The sequence below is a fragment of the Paenibacillus sp. B1-35 genome, assembly GCF_050474385.1.
Lineage (GTDB): Bacteria > Bacillota > Bacilli > Paenibacillales > Paenibacillaceae > Paenibacillus_B > Paenibacillus_B alvei.
This window is the reverse complement of the sequence record NZ_JBCHVJ010000002.1, coordinates 698,211-714,493: the sequence shown is the minus strand read 5'-3', so window position 1 is coordinate 714,493 and position 16,283 is coordinate 698,211. Positions and strand designations below refer to the sequence as shown.

At 44.7% G+C, this 16,283-nt stretch carries 20 protein-coding genes and 1 other annotated feature; of the genes, 2 read left to right on the top strand and 18 right to left on the bottom strand.

The genetic code is table 11. The features are described from left to right. Positions 1-24: 24 nt before the first annotated feature. The 6 genes from ACQ5BJ_RS10855 to ACQ5BJ_RS10830 all read right to left on the bottom strand — a co-directional run bounded on the left by ACQ5BJ_RS10855 (position 25) and on the right by ACQ5BJ_RS10830 (position 4,565). The gene (locus ACQ5BJ_RS10855) at positions 25-276 is read right to left on the bottom strand and encodes a DUF7660 family protein (RefSeq protein ID WP_005550409.1); all 252 of its coding nucleotides are present in this window, start codon (positions 274-276) and stop codon (positions 25-27) included. Positions 277-465: 189 nt separating this feature from the next. Beyond that, positions 466-1,305 (bottom strand): adenylyl-sulfate kinase, encoded by an 840-nt coding sequence (locus ACQ5BJ_RS10850; protein WP_430109763.1) that lies wholly within the window; start codon positions 1,303-1,305, stop codon positions 466-468. A gap of 17 nt (positions 1,306-1,322) precedes the next feature. Further along, entirely contained in the window at positions 1,323-1,652 is a 330-nt protein-coding gene (locus ACQ5BJ_RS10845; RefSeq protein ID WP_005550413.1) for a hypothetical protein, read from the bottom strand. Between the two features lie 65 nt (positions 1,653-1,717). Further along, complete coding sequence (locus tag ACQ5BJ_RS10840; RefSeq protein WP_005550414.1) at positions 1,718-2,260, bottom strand: GNAT family N-acetyltransferase; 543 nt, start codon at positions 2,258-2,260, stop codon at positions 1,718-1,720. 254 nt (positions 2,261-2,514) lie between these two features. After that, the gene (locus tag ACQ5BJ_RS10835; RefSeq protein ID WP_157267227.1) at positions 2,515-2,706 is read right to left on the bottom strand and encodes a hypothetical protein; all 192 of its coding nucleotides are present in this window, start codon (positions 2,704-2,706) and stop codon (positions 2,515-2,517) included. 872 nt (positions 2,707-3,578) lie between these two features. Beyond that, positions 3,579-4,565: an alpha/beta fold hydrolase gene (locus ACQ5BJ_RS10830; protein ID WP_005550416.1), complete on the bottom strand. Its 987-nt coding sequence runs from the start codon at positions 4,563-4,565 to the stop codon at positions 3,579-3,581. 229 nt (positions 4,566-4,794) lie between these two features. On the opposite strand from ACQ5BJ_RS10830, the gene ACQ5BJ_RS10825 reads away from it, so the two are divergent. Then, a complete protein-coding gene (locus tag ACQ5BJ_RS10825) occupies positions 4,795-5,064 on the top strand; it encodes a hypothetical protein (protein ID WP_005550417.1) in 270 nt (89 codons plus the stop codon). Positions 5,065-5,263: 199 nt separating this feature from the next. Here the strand turns inward: ACQ5BJ_RS10825 and ACQ5BJ_RS10820 are convergent, their stop codons facing one another. From ACQ5BJ_RS10820 to ACQ5BJ_RS10765, 12 genes are all read right to left on the bottom strand, one after another. After that, positions 5,264-5,737 carry a DinB family protein gene (locus tag ACQ5BJ_RS10820; protein WP_430109768.1) on the bottom strand — a complete coding sequence of 158 codons (474 nt, stop codon included), beginning with the start codon at positions 5,735-5,737 and terminating at the stop codon, positions 5,264-5,266. A gap of 254 nt (positions 5,738-5,991) precedes the next feature. Next, the gene (locus ACQ5BJ_RS10815) at positions 5,992-7,014 is read right to left on the bottom strand and encodes an FUSC family protein (protein WP_005550422.1); all 1,023 of its coding nucleotides are present in this window, start codon (positions 7,012-7,014) and stop codon (positions 5,992-5,994) included. 248 nt (positions 7,015-7,262) lie between these two features. Then, the gene (locus tag ACQ5BJ_RS10810; RefSeq protein ID WP_005550424.1) at positions 7,263-7,601 is read right to left on the bottom strand and encodes a hypothetical protein; all 339 of its coding nucleotides are present in this window, start codon (positions 7,599-7,601) and stop codon (positions 7,263-7,265) included. 253 nt (positions 7,602-7,854) lie between these two features. Continuing rightward, on the bottom strand, positions 7,855-7,980 hold the full coding sequence (locus ACQ5BJ_RS10805) for a hypothetical protein (protein ID WP_289355063.1): 126 nt from the start codon (positions 7,978-7,980) through the stop codon (positions 7,855-7,857). 123 nt (positions 7,981-8,103) lie between these two features. Beyond that, positions 8,104-8,571, bottom strand: a complete 468-nt coding sequence (locus tag ACQ5BJ_RS10800; protein WP_005550428.1) for a double zinc ribbon domain-containing protein — start codon at positions 8,569-8,571, stop codon at positions 8,104-8,106. 108 nt (positions 8,572-8,679) lie between these two features. Then, positions 8,680-9,657 carry a serine hydrolase domain-containing protein gene (locus ACQ5BJ_RS10795; RefSeq protein ID WP_430109771.1) on the bottom strand — a complete coding sequence of 326 codons (978 nt, stop codon included), beginning with the start codon at positions 9,655-9,657 and terminating at the stop codon, positions 8,680-8,682. A gap of 178 nt (positions 9,658-9,835) precedes the next feature. After that, positions 9,836-10,150, bottom strand: coding sequence for a DMT family transporter (locus tag ACQ5BJ_RS10790; protein WP_430109773.1), 315 nt, complete (start codon positions 10,148-10,150; stop codon positions 9,836-9,838). Next, positions 10,150-10,491, bottom strand: a complete 342-nt coding sequence (locus ACQ5BJ_RS10785) for a DMT family transporter (RefSeq protein ID WP_005550434.1) — start codon at positions 10,489-10,491, stop codon at positions 10,150-10,152. The genes ACQ5BJ_RS10790 and ACQ5BJ_RS10785 overlap by 1 nt, the downstream gene beginning before the upstream one ends. 132 nt (positions 10,492-10,623) lie before the next feature. Further along, positions 10,624-11,211, bottom strand: coding sequence for a TetR/AcrR family transcriptional regulator (locus ACQ5BJ_RS10780; protein ID WP_005550435.1), 588 nt, complete (start codon positions 11,209-11,211; stop codon positions 10,624-10,626). 395 nt (positions 11,212-11,606) lie between these two features. Next, the gene (gene argS / locus ACQ5BJ_RS10775) at positions 11,607-13,379 is read right to left on the bottom strand and encodes an arginine--tRNA ligase (protein ID WP_430109775.1); all 1,773 of its coding nucleotides are present in this window, start codon (positions 13,377-13,379) and stop codon (positions 11,607-11,609) included. A 90-nt stretch (positions 13,380-13,469) separates the two neighbouring features. Continuing rightward, positions 13,470-13,709: a binding site (T-box leader), on the bottom strand. Positions 13,710-13,847: 138 nt separating this feature from the next. Continuing rightward, positions 13,848-14,750: a DUF3895 domain-containing protein gene (locus ACQ5BJ_RS10770; RefSeq protein WP_430109777.1), complete on the bottom strand. Its 903-nt coding sequence runs from the start codon at positions 14,748-14,750 to the stop codon at positions 13,848-13,850. Positions 14,751-14,989: 239 nt separating this feature from the next. Next, on the bottom strand, positions 14,990-15,172 hold the full coding sequence (locus tag ACQ5BJ_RS10765; RefSeq protein ID WP_040736741.1) for a hypothetical protein: 183 nt from the start codon (positions 15,170-15,172) through the stop codon (positions 14,990-14,992). Between the two features lie 231 nt (positions 15,173-15,403). Between ACQ5BJ_RS10765 and ACQ5BJ_RS10760 the strand changes: the two genes are divergently transcribed. After that, on the top strand, positions 15,404-16,270 hold the full coding sequence (locus ACQ5BJ_RS10760; protein ID WP_171417680.1) for a DegV family protein: 867 nt from the start codon (positions 15,404-15,406) through the stop codon (positions 16,268-16,270). Positions 16,271-16,283 lie beyond the last annotated feature (13 nt).

The window sequence follows — 16,283 nt, the reverse complement described above, 5'->3', positions numbered from 1 at the left end:
ATTTTCCTGCTGCGAATTTATCGACTATTCGTAGATCTTCCCCATATAAATGATTTGCGCACATCTCTTCCATGGATTATCAGGTTTATCATAGAACCGAAGTCCCTGTATTGATTCTTTTCCCCAATCATATGCAGATTCTAAAAATGCTTCGATTGATTCATTCTCCCATTCTTCTTTCCTGTTGATCCTGTCATTTCTAAGTTCATTAATAAAATTCAAAAAAGACTTCTCATCCTTTACCTCATTAGCAATGTCAAAAAGAGTCTTCTTCATAGACAGTTTCCTTCCTTCCTTATCTTTCAGTATTATATCACTAACATTCAATTGTATGATCATTCCCACATAAACTGTATTGTTTTCAATAAACTACGCATAACTTGTATCTAAGAATCTGAGAGGCTAATATAACAAAGACCAAGTACAAACACTTGGTCTTTCAATTGGCTTGGATGATATTCATTTCTAAAGAACACTGAGTATGTCCTTCAACTCTTCTTTACACTTTTCAATATCAAATTGGGAATTATCGATTTTTTGCTTATTGATTTTCAATAAATTAAAAATCTCAAGTTCAATACTCTTCCTTTCCTGAAGAACTTGAACAGTCCCATCAACCCCACAATATCCTTGCATCTTGCCGAATCCTTGATTTGTATAATATTCGATAAACCCGTCCGACCATTCCTTAGGCCGTTCATTTATTGCTTTCTCAAACGTAGATCTGATATCTTTTTGATCAACATAAATGACGAAAGGATTCAATGACTTCACAATTTCCTCTAACAGTAATACATAGTGAATAACTTCTTCTTTCTGCACGTTATATTTTACAGTACCGATCGTCAGTGGATTTTGGATGAAGCAGCACTCAAATATATGTACAGAATTACGATGAATCTTATCTTCCTTAAAGCAATTCCACTTCTCCGTAAGTAACCTTACGTGTTGGTCGAACGGCAGCTCATAAATATCTTTTGCAAATATCTCTTGCAGCAACTCATCTGGAAAATCAGATCCCAGTTCATCCTTCATTTTTCGATAGGGAATTAAGAAATCACTTCCGTGTTTAACGGCCCTACTCTCTAATATTTCCTTACATCCTTCATGGTCTAATAACAACTGATCAAATTCATCTTGCCTATAAAAAGAAACACCATCGTAATCAGCAGGATGTTCTGCATTACCTTCTAGAAATAATTGAGCCTTTATACCTTTTTCAGCAAGAATTTCAGAAACTAATCGTGCGACAGTAGACTTTCCAGACCCAGGCAATCCCTCAACAAGAATCAATTGTGTTTTCATAGGTTTTCCTCCTCACTCTAACATTCAAAAAAGGGGAACACAGATACTAGCTCATTAAATTTACATTCCCATTCATTCCAATCACTTGATTTTAAAATTCCTGCAATCTGAAGACCTGATGGCTCCACTGATGCCCATAAAAAATAATCCGCTTTCCCTTCTTCACCAAACCAACACGGTTGTCCAATATGATGAATACATATTTGAGATGGGAGCAAAGAATAAATTTTAGCTAATCTATCCCATGAATCGTTAGTGAATTGACTAAAATCTAAACAATATACACGATCAATATGAACAATTGGTTCGTCCTTCAATTCGGAATTATCGTAAAAACAAATATTCAAACAAGTCACTCCTTGTTGGCACTTATAGATTTGCTCGTCGGTTGTAATTGCAATTGAATCCCTTCCTATAATTTCTTTGTCAAAAAGAGAGCCACCTCACCATTTTCCACATCTGTGTTCGTGTAGAATGATAAATCGATACCTTCAATCATGAAGCCACATTGATTATAGAACTTAATAGCCGGTACATTATAATTTTGAGTTTCTAATCGAATTGCTCTGAGTCCATTTTCCCTAGCCATTTCAACTACTTGATTCATTAGTGCCGTTCCAATATTCCTTCTCCTGTATTCGCTAGAGACTCGCAGCTCCCATATCAATACAGTGTTATTCCACATTTGCGGTTCACCAATGATGACTCCAATTAATTCATCATTTTCATATGCCCCAAAACTATACCCTAATAGCAACAATTCTTCATATCGATCGATATCATTCTGGTCATCTTGGTAGGTTTTCACGTATTCATTTTCTAACTGTACGAGTTCAAGCACGATTGATATATTGTCGTCTTGCTGTTGTCTATGTACGTCATATTTATATCTGGACGTATAACCGAACTCGCCCAACTGATCGGATGTAAAATGGATTAATTTTCTTATTTCCATGGCTACAACTCCCTTTCAAGATATATAGTTTTCCGAGTTTCACACGTTCTTGCATTCAAGATGACATCCATCACCATTAGAATTCTTTTTAACTCTCGAATTAGATGTAACGGCTTTATAGAATCTTCGTAAATTTCACTTGTAATTGCTATAACCATTCTTAATTTCGGGATTACACATATGTATTGGCCTCTATATCCAAGAGCGAAAATTCATTAGCAATAGATGGATTCAATATCTTGGTCCCATTTGCATTATCTCATATAACGTTCCATGGTCACGATGCCCCACCACCTTAAGCGAACGTAGTGAGCGGCCGCGATACGGTTAGGTAGTATGCGGATGTGCCCCCGCAATCTCTCCCCCCGAAAATCTTCGGCAGACCAAGTAGCGCCATCGACGCAGCCACATACCTCGCAAATACTTACCCCATCTATCAACTTCAAGAGTCTTTATTTTCTCCTTTTTAAAATACTCCATGAGCTCAATCAAAGACTTCACTCTTTCAATTAACAATGTTTTTCTGAAAGCTTGTCACATAACGTCTTCAAAATTCCATTCATGTACTGTTTAGCTATCCATGATTTCATATTCCTTTTTATATATTCATTGTAGAATTCTCTAAAAAACCTACTATTTCACTCATAGTTAATTCAGTATCAAAATCAATAAATTAAATAATATCTTGCAGCCAAAATTCGAAATTCATTCTAGCTCTAGAACCTCTTTCGCAATAGAGAATCAACAAATTTCACCAACTATATCTTAGAGATTTTCGAACTATGCATGTTCCTGCCAATTGAAACGTTTATGAAGTCGTTCCCCTTAGTATAACCTCGATCCTACGCGATGGAAATATCACCCTACAAAAAGAAAGACACCCCACCTTTAAATGGTGAAAGTGCCTTTCATCTTATCGCTATCCATTCAAGCGGCGATACTGTAATCGGTATGTCCCTGAACCGAGCGTCGTGCCATAGGATTCAATCCTGTATCAAATGATCCTTTTCTTCCTTTAGCAGTTCCACCAAGCGCTTTAACGCTCGTGCCTGTACACGTTCAAAATTATACCTTGACTTCACATTATTTGGAATAATTATTAATAAAAATTGATTGTTAAAGAGATTAGTTTCTAAGCTTCTATACTTTCCTACATTTCTATTCAAATGAACAAGCCGCCACGTCCTTAAAAACAAGTTGCTGTACAATAGAAAAAGACGTGCCCGCTTAAATCCCTGGCAGCACGTCCTCTTCATTTTATATTCGCCAAATACACGACCTTTACCCGTATACATCCTGCTATTGCAGATTTTACGGATTAATGAAGCTCATTGGAATGATATTCATTTATTCTTTCTGCTTCTGCCGCCACAAGAACATCGATTCGATCCGACTCAGTTGAACCTTCATCTTCATCCATGAACCACGGCGTTTCATCCTTTTTTGAGTTTCTCCCCTCTGGTTCGATGTTCAGCTCGGATGAAGCGGCAGCAGAGGCACGCTTCGCCGAAAGCTCTTCTTTCACTTCCGATGCCAGCTCCTGATTGCGAATCCAACGGGCTATGATGCCATTCATTTCGCGCGCCTGCTTCGTTGGAATTTGATGCTTGGCGCCCTTCAGCCAATATAGGTGATAATGGGGCAAATAACGCTGCAGTTGCACCGCATAATGGTGGAAGCTCTTGTCCTTCTCCCCATAAATAAGCAACATTGGAGCTTGAATGCTCTTCATTTGCTCGGAGCAGCGATGCTTCAAGCTTGCCTGGTAATATTGCTTCCAGTTCGAAACATCGCCGCGCAAAGCCGTTCGTTTCAAATTCTGGTATGTGATGCGGCTATCCGCGTTCCCCCACGATATGGCCCAAGCTAGGAGCGATTTGGCTTTCATCACCGTCAACGCAATCGCGAGCGCAATTCTGCCTTTTAACCAATAATCATTCGCTTCAGCCATCGTGCTAACTAAAATTCCGCCCTTAAAGCGATGCGGATAAGACATCATTGCATGCAGCGCAACCGCTCCTCCAGTTGAATAGCCGCATACATATGCCTGCTTAATTCCTAGCTCATCGAGCAGCTCGACCATATCGTTCACAATAAGCGGATACGTGATGGGTTCCTTGGAGGCGTCACTCTCTCCATGACCTCGAATGTCGAACGTAATCACTTGATGAGTCGATGATAATTGCGCTGCTTGGTATCGAAAGTTGGCAGAAGTCAACAGTGGCGGGTGAATGAAAATTATCGGCGTACCTGAGCCATACACGTGATAGTGCAGATGGATTCCATGAATAAGCCTTTTGGGCATCAGTCTCACCTCGTTAGCGATATAGTGGTAAAGATGCCCTCTATCCTTATGCTCTATGCACAAATGCACGTATATTTGCAATCACGGATCATGAGCTTGCCAATATACATGAACTGTACTGGCATTCACCCATATTTGTGTGATTTGCATACGAGACAGTACAGGTGTACAGACTCAATCACAAGTTCCCCAATATAATGTACCATCTCAACAGAAGGAGTTGTTATGAATGACATGTCCTCGTCCGTTCTGCCCGCCCGCTGAACCGATTGTATGTCCACCGAGACCCATAATCCGTGATTTCTTCCACCCGCAAATTCTTCCTATTATTCATCCAATCGAGGTGATTAATCGCCATCATTGCTGCCCAATTCCGAAGCATGTATTCACTGTGGTGGAAAGAGAAGAAGTTATCGGCCCAGTAGGAATCAGAAGCGTGAATAACGCCAAGCCTCCAGTTCGAACACGTGCTGTTCGCTCGAAAACAAAGCGTAAGTAACCTCACAACAGGCATTAATGAAATGACTACGCATCTTCCTTTTTGACAGCTTCTATTGTCAAAAGAGCCGACATCCGGCTCTTTTTCTTCGCGACTCATGGGACATGCACCCTACTTTTTTATGAGTCAGTTCTTCATCATTCATCATTTAGCCATCATCATTTTTCATTCATAGAGAACTGTATCCATTCGTATTCAATCACGATGCTTGCGCAATATGGATATACGTTCTAATCTGCCCAAAGTGCATCGCTTCATGACTCAACAGAAAAAGGAACATTTGACTAGCCTTCGTATTTTCAAAGAAGGGATGAACCAAGTCCCAATTCCAATTTCCCTGCATGCGCTCACAAATTGATTGTCGCTGTTCCTGTAAGCAATCGATAATCTCCGCAAGTGAAGGAGCTTCCCCGCTCCAATTAGCAGGACTTGTATTCATCGTAAAATAGCCCTCATAATGGTCAGGCAAGCGCTTTTCTTTGAACACATTTTGAAAGATCCCCCGATCCCAAGCTACTGCGATGTGACCCGCATGCCAGTGAATCGAATTATTGCAACCAGCCGGTATCGTATCAACGATGTCCTCATCTACCTTCTCCAAAGCCTCAACCAGCCAGCCTCTCCAAGTTTGAAAATTCTTCAGCACTACATCTGTGAATTGAAATGCTTCCATAATTTCTCACTCCGATCTGAATGTAGATAGACACCCTAAATTCCCTTCCGATATCAATATATCATGCTTATGGAAATTTTAGATCAGTTAACTATAAAATACATTTTTACCGTTCCTGATTTCCACTCACATCCATTCACAATTGCCTATAAAAAAAGACGGCTGCTTCCAGCCATCTTCTTGTGTGTGATATTCACCTGTAAATTTACGATCAATTACTCGTGAGCCTCCAAGCTGACTAAAACAATCTGATGTTATGCATCAGCGTCCTTATCAACGTGACCTACGAGACGATCCAATCTTGCAATTTGGAAGCCGTACTCGTACATAGCCGCTGCAACAATCGACAGTCTGAGCATGCCGTTCCCTTCTTGGGAACACAGCTCCATTGTTGCCTGCATAAAATGTTCATTGTCTTCTTCCATCTGCTCCAGCTCCAAGCTGTGCGGCTTCACCTTATCCTCGAATTTCAGCAGCACATGCTCATGGCATTTAATCAACATTTCCAGATGCTGATCGAACCATTCATTCGTCTCCGGCTCGGGGGTGGCCTGAAAATAATGCTCATCAATCGCCTCTAACACTTCGATGCCGCTGCGCAGCGTATGCAGCAGTTGCTTATATACAACCAGCTCTCGCGAACGGCTGTACTTCGCCCGCTTTAGCTTCTTCGTTTCTTCTTCGAACAGCTTGTATTTGTCAGCCAGTGCTTTCAATGCATCCTCCAGACCTTGCTTCTCCTCCTGGAATACCGATTCCTTTATTTCATCCGAAATGACGGTTCGCAGCAGCAGTGACATTCTTCGGAAGCACGATTCAATTAACGTTATAAACTGCGCCTTCGGATTCGGCGGAAAGAACAAAATATTAATAAGACAAGCAGATCCAATCCCGATTAAGATTTGCGCAAATCTAAACAACGCGAAATCCCACTGCCCTGACGCCTCCATGACAGCTATGACCGTAACAAGCGTCAAGCCAACTGTCTCTTCCATTTTCATTTTCAGACAAATCATAATGACCAGCACGCATACAATGCCGACAGCAATCGGCTCATGTGAGAAATACATCCCCGCCAACAAAGCGATCGCAGCACCAACTGTGTTCGTCTGGAGCTGTTCGAGGAAATATCTCCATGAGCGATAGATCGAAGGCTGCATGGCAAATATCGCGGCAACAGCGGCGATAACCGGTGTTTTGAATTGCAGCAACTGGCTGATAAATAGGGCCAATGTTACAGCAATCCCTGTCTTCAGCACTCTGGCTCCGAATGCCATCCACTATCCCTCCATTTCTGCCAGACGGCACTCATTCTACCTTATTGTATACACGAATGCCTTCCGCTTCAAGACAAGGTATGCAGCAATTCTAATGGTTATTATCAACTCCGTCATTTCCGTTCAGCCAATCGAATGGTAAAGAATTGTATAACAACCAGTACAACAAATAACCCCTGCTTTATCAGCAGGGGTAATCTCAATAACTTCACTGGATGAAGTTATATTTTGTTCAATCCGGGCTATGTCTATGTAACCATCAGTGTAATGACTAATAATTCATAGAGGACAAGCGGCAGAATAACGTTGTTATACATGTAGGCATTATACAAGCCTCGCTGCATTACCGGCTGCTGTGTCTGTACATAAACGATTCCCCGATCCACATTTACGATCACACCATCACAGGTAAAACCATCAATTGTTTGAATGCGAACTGGTCGGTTCATATACGAATGGCAGACATGATGTATATGATCACGTGTCTCGCGCAGCGCCTGAACCAAGGAACCATCCGCCTGATACACAACCTGCTGCTCTGCTTGAGACGGCTGCGGCTGATGAAATGACTGAGTCGGCATATTCATGGCATTCGACCTCCATTCCTTCAGAATGTCATACACTTCCACCTTATGAATCACTTGTTTCATTCATAACCGCAACGCATCATTTCTTATCCCTCGCTTGCATGCTTTCACCGCTATCACTGCCTGATCCAGTGAGACCAGCTTGTTACAGATTCCGCAGCACCTTCCATCCCAGCGGCAAATTCGTATACACTCCTCAAAAAAACAACGCACTCCCCCTCTACAGGGACGAATGCGTTGTCGTGGTACCACCCTAATTCAGCGGTCGGCATACACCGACCGCTCTTGCTTGCATAATAACGGGCTGGCCGCCCGGCAGATCAAAATCTGCAGCTGCAAAGCAGGGAAAATGAAGTTGCAAGGAAACCATCACACCCATTAGGTTCCTCTCTGCGCATGCGTAACGTTCATTCTCACGCTTTGGTCATCGCTGTTTATAGATATATTTCCTAAACAAGTTGCAACATCTTATTCACGCTGTCAAGAAGGATACAGCATTCCGCTACCGCAGCAGCCAGTACCCTAATTCCAATAGCAGACCAAGCACTAACAGCACAGTGCCCAGGTTCTGCTTGTCCTTATCATTGTGGAATGCCAGTACCCCGCCTATGAGTAGACCAACTAGAGGGAAAATGGCGGTAGCGACTAATACTAGCAGAAGTGCAGCGCAGCCTGGCCCGCTCTCTGACGAAGACGGCTGAGCAGTTGCTTCAGATGTCAGCTTTTGCTCGGATTGGCTTGGAATGACGGAACCACAATATTTGCATTTTAAAGCGCCCTGCTCTACTTTTTCGTGACAATGGGAGCATGTAAGCTCTGCTTGATTCACCGACAAGATGCCGTTGTATTGCTTCTCATCTTCTGGCGTTCCCGCTATGGTGGCATCTTTCAGTGAGTGACTGCACGCGATACATAGCATTGCGGATTCCTTGTTCGATTCTCCGCAGTTGCTGCATATTTTAATCGCCATGCTGGAGCACTCCTTTCTATGACCACTCCTAATTCTGAATAGGCACTGCTTTACTTCCTAGATGCTCGATCAGCTCCGACATTTTCTTTTTTCCGTCCAACCGTTAGGCTATAGCTGCATGAATTCCGGATAGTGCTCCTTCAGGCCCTGCTTCAGCGCTTCGATGGGCTGCATTCCTGTGTCCGCCAGATTGCTTAGGGCGATTAACACAGAATCCGATTTCGCATCGCGAATCATCGTGCAGCTGTATCCAGACAAGCTGCCATTATGATAACGGATATGCGGACGCTCTTGATACACGACCCAGCCGTATCCATAGCTCCGTTCCTCATCAATGCGCACATGAGGCGTGAACATCGCTTTCAGCGATTCTTGATTTGCAGCTTGGCCTAAATGGAGCGCACGATCCCAGCGGTACAGATCCTCTACAGCCGAGTAAACAATACTGCCTGCACTGTTATGGCTTGGAATATCTTCCTTCCATGCCGGCTCTCCTCTACTGTAGCCTAATCCTATATTCGCTTCATGGCGCAGCACATCCATACGACCGCCCGTTCTTATCATTCCAAATGGCGCGAACAGCTCCTTCTCGATAAATGCTTCATACGGCTGCCCCGACAGCCGCTCCACGATTAGTCCAAGCAGGGCATATCCGAAATTGCTGTAACGATATTCCCCCCTTGCACCTGCTGGCATGACGGTATGAAGGGCCAACGTATGCAGCGGTCTTCTATCCTCATTCACGTTCCAATCAATCAGAGCATCCTCATCTAAGCCTGAGGAATGGGTAAGCAGCTCGTGAATGGTCACATCTGCAAGTCCTTTACATTCAGGGACATACTTCGATAGCGTATCCTCTACACGAAGCAGCCCTTTTTCCTGCAGCTTCAATATTGAGACAGCTGTAAACTGCTTGGCTATCGAAGCTATTTTAAATATCGTATCCTTATTTATGACCTGCCTTGTCTCAAAGTTCGCCAGGCCATAACCTTTACTGATTAGGATCTCATCATGTGACGCCAGTAAGATCGATCCATTATACCCATGCTGCTCCAATAATTGATCTGCCCATGCCGCCAGGTTCATTTCCCGCCATATCCCCTTCCTGTGCCATCACAGCGCGCTGGCTCGATAACATGAATGAATCGTAAGTATTACGTTATATCCACTTCGATACTACCGACGGTGTTTCCTTCATTTACTAACGATTAGACACAAAATCGCCTCCACAATGAGTATTGGGAGGCGATTTAGGTGTGAGATATTAAGCTACAAGCTTTAGTCCAATAGCAGCACCAAGCACCATCGCAATGAAGACGATCCGTTTCCAATCGCGGGATTCACCATAGAAAAGCATTCCTAATATCGCTCCGCCAGATGCACCAATTCCTGTCCAAATGGCATATGCTGTCCCCATCGGCAGCGACTTCATGGCAATGGACAAGCAGATAAAGCTAGCGCTAAAGGCAAGCGACATATACAAAAATGATTGCCAATTGCGTTCTTGGTTCAGCTTATTGATCATTGCCACGCCAAGCATCTCACAGATACCGGCTGCAATGAGACTTATCCATGCCATTACGATTCAGCTCCTTTCGCTTCCTTGTCCTTTGTAACCAGCTTCAGTCCTACAACCCCCATCAGCATAACAAGAATAAGCAGCACCTTAATCGCCTTGAACGGTTCGCCGAAGAATGCCATCTCCGCAAACACTGTACCTGCGGTCCCTAGTCCTACGAATACGGCATAGACCGTCCCTACCGGAAGCTGCTTGCCGGCCATAATCATCACATAGAAGCTGACAGCGATCGAAATGATCGTACCTCCCCATTCCCATACATTGCTGGCGTGCTTTAAACCAATTACCCAGAACACTTCGAAAAAAGCCGCCACAAACACATAAATCCAATGCTTATTCATCCTTCTCCACTCCCTTGCTGTTCTCTATCCACGCATAACCTCTATCTATCTGAACCATCAAATTCTGATATACCAAAAGCATCGTTAGTATTCTCTACAGCACGTACTTCCATATCTAATCTGGACAAATGTTTATGGCTCCATTGTTCGTGCAAGACTGCGCCAGAACATGCGCCAAGATGCATCAAAGCGCCGCTGAAATCTCTCTGGCCCCCCAAGCAGCATCTCAACGAGAATTCCATCTACAAGGCACATGTAGGATGCCGTCATCATCCCTACATCCAGAGCGGCAATTTCTTTCCTTTCTATGCCCAACTGGAACACCTCTGAAAGCACCAGCTCCATTTGATCCAAATAACCATTCACCAACTCCATAACCCGCTCCTGCATCGCAACAGGCGGGAAGAACATCATTCTCAGCAGGAACTTCAAATGACTGGTTGTCTCGTAGCGCACTTCATATTGCCGAATCAGACCATACAGCGTATCTTCAACAGAGTGCGTCAGGCATGAATCAATGAACTGCTGCAATTGTCCCATCTCTACTTGAATGGCGCGCTGTATTGCACGTAAAAACAAATCATCTTTATTTTTGAAATGTGCATAGATGGAAGGGGTTTTAATGCCCACTTGCTCCGCTATATTGGCAAGAGACGCTCCTTCATAGCCATGCTCAGCAAAATGATTCAACGCTGCTTCAATAATTCGGTTAGCCGTCATCTTGTTCAGCTCCTTTACTAACTAACATTCGTTAGGCAATGTTTGCAACGAAGCCTTTGCGTACTTACCTTGATGCGAACAATTCCTAACTAATATTCGTTAGGATCATCTTTTCACATCCTAGTCTTATTGTCAAGACTAGGAACCATGTCGCCATTATGTCCCTATGAATCTCTGCAGCGATACTTTCACAATCCATACAATTGCTTTTCCGCACACAAGCCGTTGGATTAGTAATCCACGGCTCGCGTGCAGTTATCAATTATATGCTATTACCTGCAAGCCATTTTCCTGCACTTCCCCCGCTCCACACCTCACCCGCTAAGCATACAGCGGAATGCACAACCCATTTATTCCACTGAGCATCTGCCCCAACAATTGTCGCCATCTCAGCGCTACATATGCGCCGGTGCCTGAATCCCCAGCTTCTCTAGACCTTCCTGAAGCACACGTGCAACGACAGCAACGATACGGAGCTTCATTTGGCGTTCAAGCGCATTCTCAACAAGGATTTGCTCCTGATGATAGAAGCGATTGAATTGCTTCGCTGCATCAAGAATATATCGCGCGAAGATGGAAGGCTCATTGCTTGCTAGCGCCTGCTGCAGCGAACGCTCGTATTTAGAAATGGACTTGATGCAAGCCCATGCCTCTGGGCTCATTTTCCAATTCCCTGCCGCTTCCGGCATCTGACGCAGATGAGCCATGCAACTGTCCGCACTGTTTCGAGCAGTCGCATTAATTTCAGAAGCAGAAGCGGAATCCGGTTGAGACTCCAAGCCCCCCTTCATAAGCAAGCTCTTAGCTCTAACAAGAGTAAACTGCACATAAGGGCCTGTTTCCCCTTCATAACGCAGCGCCTCCTCCAGGCTGAAATCGACGGACAACATGCGGCTGCTCTTCAAATCATCGAAGATAATCGCGCCAATGCCCACCTGAGATGCAACTGCTCCTTTATCCGGCAAGGATGGATTTTTGTCTTCAATGATTTGTAGCGCGCGATTCTCTGCCTCATTCAGCACCTCATCTAGAAAAATAACCTTCCCCTTTCGGGTCGACATCTTCTTCCCTTCAAATGTCATCAAGCCAAATGGCACATGCTCGCATTGCTCTGCCCATTCATATCCCATCTTGCCAAGCACGGCAAATACCTGTTGAAAATGAAGCTGCTGCTCTGCACCGACCACATAAATCAACTTGTCAGCCTTCATCACTTCCTTGCGGTAAATCGCAGTTGCCAAGTCACGAGTCGGGTAAATCGTTGTACCGTTTGACTTTAAAATAAGACATGGCGGCATGCCCTTATCTTCCAATCGAACAACCATTGCCCCATCGCTTTCCTCCAGCAAATCAAGCTCCTGCAATCGTGCCACCACTTGATCCATTTTATCATTGTAGAAGCTCTCCCCAAGGAAGTAGTCAAAACGAATCCCCAGCCGCTCGTACATCCGATTAAATTCAATCATGCTGGCGTCCACGAAGTACGTCCATAGCTGAACAGTCTCTGTATCTCCCGCTTCCAGCTTGCGGAACCATTCGCGTGCTTCATCTTCCAGTTCCGGCTGCTGTGCGGCCTCCTCATGGAACCTCACATACAGCTTCAAGCTTTCGCGGATTGGATCTTGGCGCAGCGTCTCATCATTGCCCCATAGCTTGTATGCTGTTATAAGCTTGCCGAATTGTGTCCCCCAATCCCCTAGATGATTCACCTTCACCACTTCATAACCGGCAGCCTCATACAGATGAGCGAGAGCATTGCCAATTACCGTAGAACGCAGATGACCGACGCTGAATGGCTTTGCAATATTCGGAGACGACATATCAATAACAATGCGCTGCCCTGAACCATCCGCCAGCCTCCCGAAAGTCGGCTCCAGCATGCGTCCAAGGCACGTCTCTCCATAGAAGTCCTTATCGAAAAATAAATTCACATACCCGCCTGATGCAACAGCATGTATTCGTGAGGCATCGCTATTTTGGTTGATACGTTCTACGAGCTCGCCTGCTATTTGCTGTGGAGCGCGTTTCCACTGCTTTGCGAGCGGGAAGCAAGGGAATGCCAGATCTCCCAATTCACTTAGCGGCGGTATTTCTAAGGCACGCTCGATATCGTGTCCACTCATCTCTAACATTGGCTCTAATCGTTGTGCAGCGATCTGTTTTAACATAAGCTCATTCTCCTTCATTTTGATTAACATATTGCAACATAAGTCATGGGCATTGATTCAACTCTTAACACGACAAAAAGCCCCCGTCTGCAAAGAGACGGAGGCTTGAATCCGTGGTGCCACTCTTATTGATCCTACCGGAAGCAGTGTGCTTCAATAGGAATCCACTCCATAAATAACGGCTGTGCCGGGCTCTCCTACGGGCTCGTGTGAGGCAGTTCAAAGAGCCAACTCCCGGGTCCGCTTCCTCTTCATTCCGTATCGGCTTCCACCCTCCCGATTCGCTGCATTACGGAGCTTGCAGAGTACTCTCCCGTTCATCGTTGTTGCTTCCATTTTTCATTTCACACATTATATCCACAACATTCAGGAAAAATCAACCTCTTTTTGCCTATTTCTCAAAAAAGCGAGCGCGTTTGTACGTTCAACGGGATTGGAACGATATCTACAGCACCAACACCAATTTTGTCACTTCATCGTGTACTTGCGATCTTCCGTTCCATTGAATTCTATCGCAATCTTAGTGAAGGTGCGCTCAATAAATTGACACACATCCGTATAAATCTTAGGTTTGCCTGTTATATATCGGCGTTCAGGCGAACCATGATCACGTATGAGCAATTCGCTGATGATGCGAGCACTGCCCACACCGTTCGCCACATACTGCTTCACCGCCTCTTGTTCGGATGCAGTAAGACCATCATAGCTTACTTCCTGGATTTCCGCAGATTCTGTCCACGACCATAAATCAAATTCCTCAGGCATGGAAGCCAGCCTAGGATCAGCCTGCTGTGGAACAGCCTTAGATGGAGTTTGAGGAACAACAGGCCTGCGCTTCAACACGTTAAGCTGCCTGTCCAGCAAAGGAAGTCCCAGCGATAGCTGCTGCTTCATGTGCTCGGGTAAATCAGCATGTATCAATGAATCTGGTGCAGGCTGCCAATTGCTTGCCAGCTTCACCAAGATTTCATCAAGCTCATAATCTATGGCATCGAACCCCTTTTTAATCGCCGCAACGATGGCTGCATCAATGCCAAGATGCTCCTTCAGATGCTCAATGCCGAACTTTTTGATCTCGCCTGTCTTTCGATTTTTCACCTCATGCTGGTAGCGTAGGGAACGGCCGCATTCGCATCGCAGCTCTGGACTTATCGTGCCCGCATCCTTATAACCGGTATAAATCCAATCATCAAGCAGCGCTTCAATGTCCTCTGGCTCGGCATTTGCTGGAACATGATGCCCTTTCTCCTTCGCCATCGCATTCGCGAACGCCGTACGGCGAGAACGAACGAGATAATGTGTCAGAAACTCGCGCTGCGTGTCATTGAGCTGTGATAACATTTCATCCCGTTCCTGGATCGTTAATATCATTCTTTCTCCTCCTCGGGCTTGCTCAACTCCATTCTATTGTACAGGATACGAAGTATAGAAAGAAACAGGCAAGACAGCAAAGAAGCTGTCCTGCAATCATCATACGTTTCCGTACAAACTACAGACAGCTTCTTTAGGGTTGGTAGAGAGCTGATCAATAAGGAGTGAGCAGATTACGCATCATATACAGACATAAGTTCGACTCTGTCCATTCAGCGCAAGCTTAGCCGAAGTTAAGATTAGGATGCATCAATTCGCTCCTGTGGGGCCTGAAAGCATTTTTTGCACACCTTGATCTGAACTCCGTTCGCCCTTGTCCGATTATATAACAGCTTAATACGTGTACTGGCGCAGACCGGACATGTCCCACGCCCACGTGAAGGCAGATTCCACAATGATTTGCCGCGTTTGTTCTTCGCCATTCCGTTCCCCTCATTTCCTATCATTTCATTCGTTCTCCTACCCTTATGAGCGGGCGAATAAAAATATGACTCATCAATGGCATACCAGCTCCTATCGAAAAAATACCAATAAATGTATGTGCCAAGAAGGTTGTTTTCCTTCACCGCTTTCTCGACAACTCGTGGTATGATGGAAATGGTCAGATGATTTTGAACTTCGAAAGTGGATGGAAAGATGAAAGGAGTATGATTATGGCAATTCGCATTCTTACCGACAGTGCTGTAGACCTTCCTCAATCTGTTATAGATGAGCTAGGAATTACTGTCATGCCGCTAATCGTTACTATAGACAATGAACAATATGAGGATGGTGTAACCATTTCACCTAAGGCCATGTTCGATGGCATGCGTGAAGGCCGCATATATAAAACCTCGCAGCTCTCTATGGAGGTATTGCAGAAAACGTTCCGATCCATTGCGGAAGCGAACGATGAAGCTATCTATATTGCATTCTCTTCTGAGCTATCTGGCACCTATGCTTCGTCCCGCATTATGCATGATATGGTACAAGATGATTTTCCATCTTTTACTTGCAGCATTATCGATACGAAATGTGCTTCCCTAGGATTTGGTCTCGTCGTTCGTCAGGCTGCCCTCTGGGCGCGCGAAGGCTTGTCTCGAGAAGAGATTGTTACACAGACACTGTCGCTTGCTCGGCAAATGGAGCATGTATTCACAGTCGACGACCTGCAATATCTATATCGCGGCGGGCGCGTCAGCAAAACTTCAGCCGTCATCGGCGGCTTGCTCAATATTAAACCCGTGCTGGATGTTGAGGATGGTAAACTTATCCCCGTAGATAAAGTGCGCGGTAGAAAGAAATCCATTCAACGGCTTGTTGACCTCATGGAGGAGCGGGCAAATCTGAATGATAAACAGCAAGTGATCGGCATCGCTCATGGAGATGACGCAGAAGCGATGGAGCAATTGAAGGCTCTCATCCAAGAGCGCTTCGGCATGACGAATTTCCTTATTAGTTCGATAGGCTGTGCAGTAGGTGCACATTCCGGTCCCGGAACCTTGGCTCTCTTTTTCCAGAATAAGTCCTATTCTAAATAGTTGGTGCAGCTCT

Bases quoted from the DNA above. Each gene is read 5' to 3' on its own strand.
- ACQ5BJ_RS10855 (WP_005550409.1), bottom strand. From the start codon at position 276: ATGAAGAAGACTCTTTTTGACATTGCTAATGAGGTAAAGGATGAGAAG.
- ACQ5BJ_RS10850 (WP_430109763.1), bottom strand. From the start codon at position 1,305: ATGAAAACACAATTGATTCTTGTTGAGGGATTGCCTGGGTCTGGAAAG.
- ACQ5BJ_RS10840 (WP_005550414.1), bottom strand. From the start codon at position 2,260: ATGGAAATAAGAAAATTAATCCATTTTACATCCGATCAGTTGGGCGAG.
- ACQ5BJ_RS10830 (WP_005550416.1), bottom strand. From the start codon at position 4,565: ATGCCCAAAAGGCTTATTCATGGAATCCATCTGCACTATCACGTGTAT.
- ACQ5BJ_RS10825 (WP_005550417.1), top strand. From the start codon at position 4,795: ATGACATGTCCTCGTCCGTTCTGCCCGCCCGCTGAACCGATTGTATGT.
- ACQ5BJ_RS10820 (WP_430109768.1), bottom strand. From the start codon at position 5,737: ATGGAAGCATTTCAATTCACAGATGTAGTGCTGAAGAATTTTCAAACT.
- ACQ5BJ_RS10815 (WP_005550422.1), bottom strand. From the start codon at position 7,014: ATGGCATTCGGAGCCAGAGTGCTGAAGACAGGGATTGCTGTAACATTG.
- ACQ5BJ_RS10810 (WP_005550424.1), bottom strand. From the start codon at position 7,601: ATGAATATGCCGACTCAGTCATTTCATCAGCCGCAGCCGTCTCAAGCA.
- ACQ5BJ_RS10805 (WP_289355063.1), bottom strand. From the start codon at position 7,980: ATGGGTGTGATGGTTTCCTTGCAACTTCATTTTCCCTGCTTTGCAGCT.
- ACQ5BJ_RS10800 (WP_005550428.1), bottom strand. From the start codon at position 8,571: ATGGCGATTAAAATATGCAGCAACTGCGGAGAATCGAACAAGGAATCC.
- ACQ5BJ_RS10795 (WP_430109771.1), bottom strand. From the start codon at position 9,657: ATGAACCTGGCGGCATGGGCAGATCAATTATTGGAGCAGCATGGGTAT.
- ACQ5BJ_RS10790 (WP_430109773.1), bottom strand. From the start codon at position 10,150: ATGGCATGGATAAGTCTCATTGCAGCCGGTATCTGTGAGATGCTTGGC.
- ACQ5BJ_RS10785 (WP_005550434.1), bottom strand. From the start codon at position 10,491: ATGAATAAGCATTGGATTTATGTGTTTGTGGCGGCTTTTTTCGAAGTG.
- ACQ5BJ_RS10780 (WP_005550435.1), bottom strand. From the start codon at position 11,211: ATGACGGCTAACCGAATTATTGAAGCAGCGTTGAATCATTTTGCTGAG.
- argS (WP_430109775.1), bottom strand. From the start codon at position 13,379: ATGTTAAAACAGATCGCTGCACAACGATTAGAGCCAATGTTAGAGATG.
- ACQ5BJ_RS10770 (WP_430109777.1), bottom strand. From the start codon at position 14,750: ATGATATTAACGATCCAGGAACGGGATGAAATGTTATCACAGCTCAAT.
- ACQ5BJ_RS10765 (WP_040736741.1), bottom strand. From the start codon at position 15,172: ATGGCGAAGAACAAACGCGGCAAATCATTGTGGAATCTGCCTTCACGT.
- ACQ5BJ_RS10760 (WP_171417680.1), top strand. From the start codon at position 15,404: ATGGCAATTCGCATTCTTACCGACAGTGCTGTAGACCTTCCTCAATCT.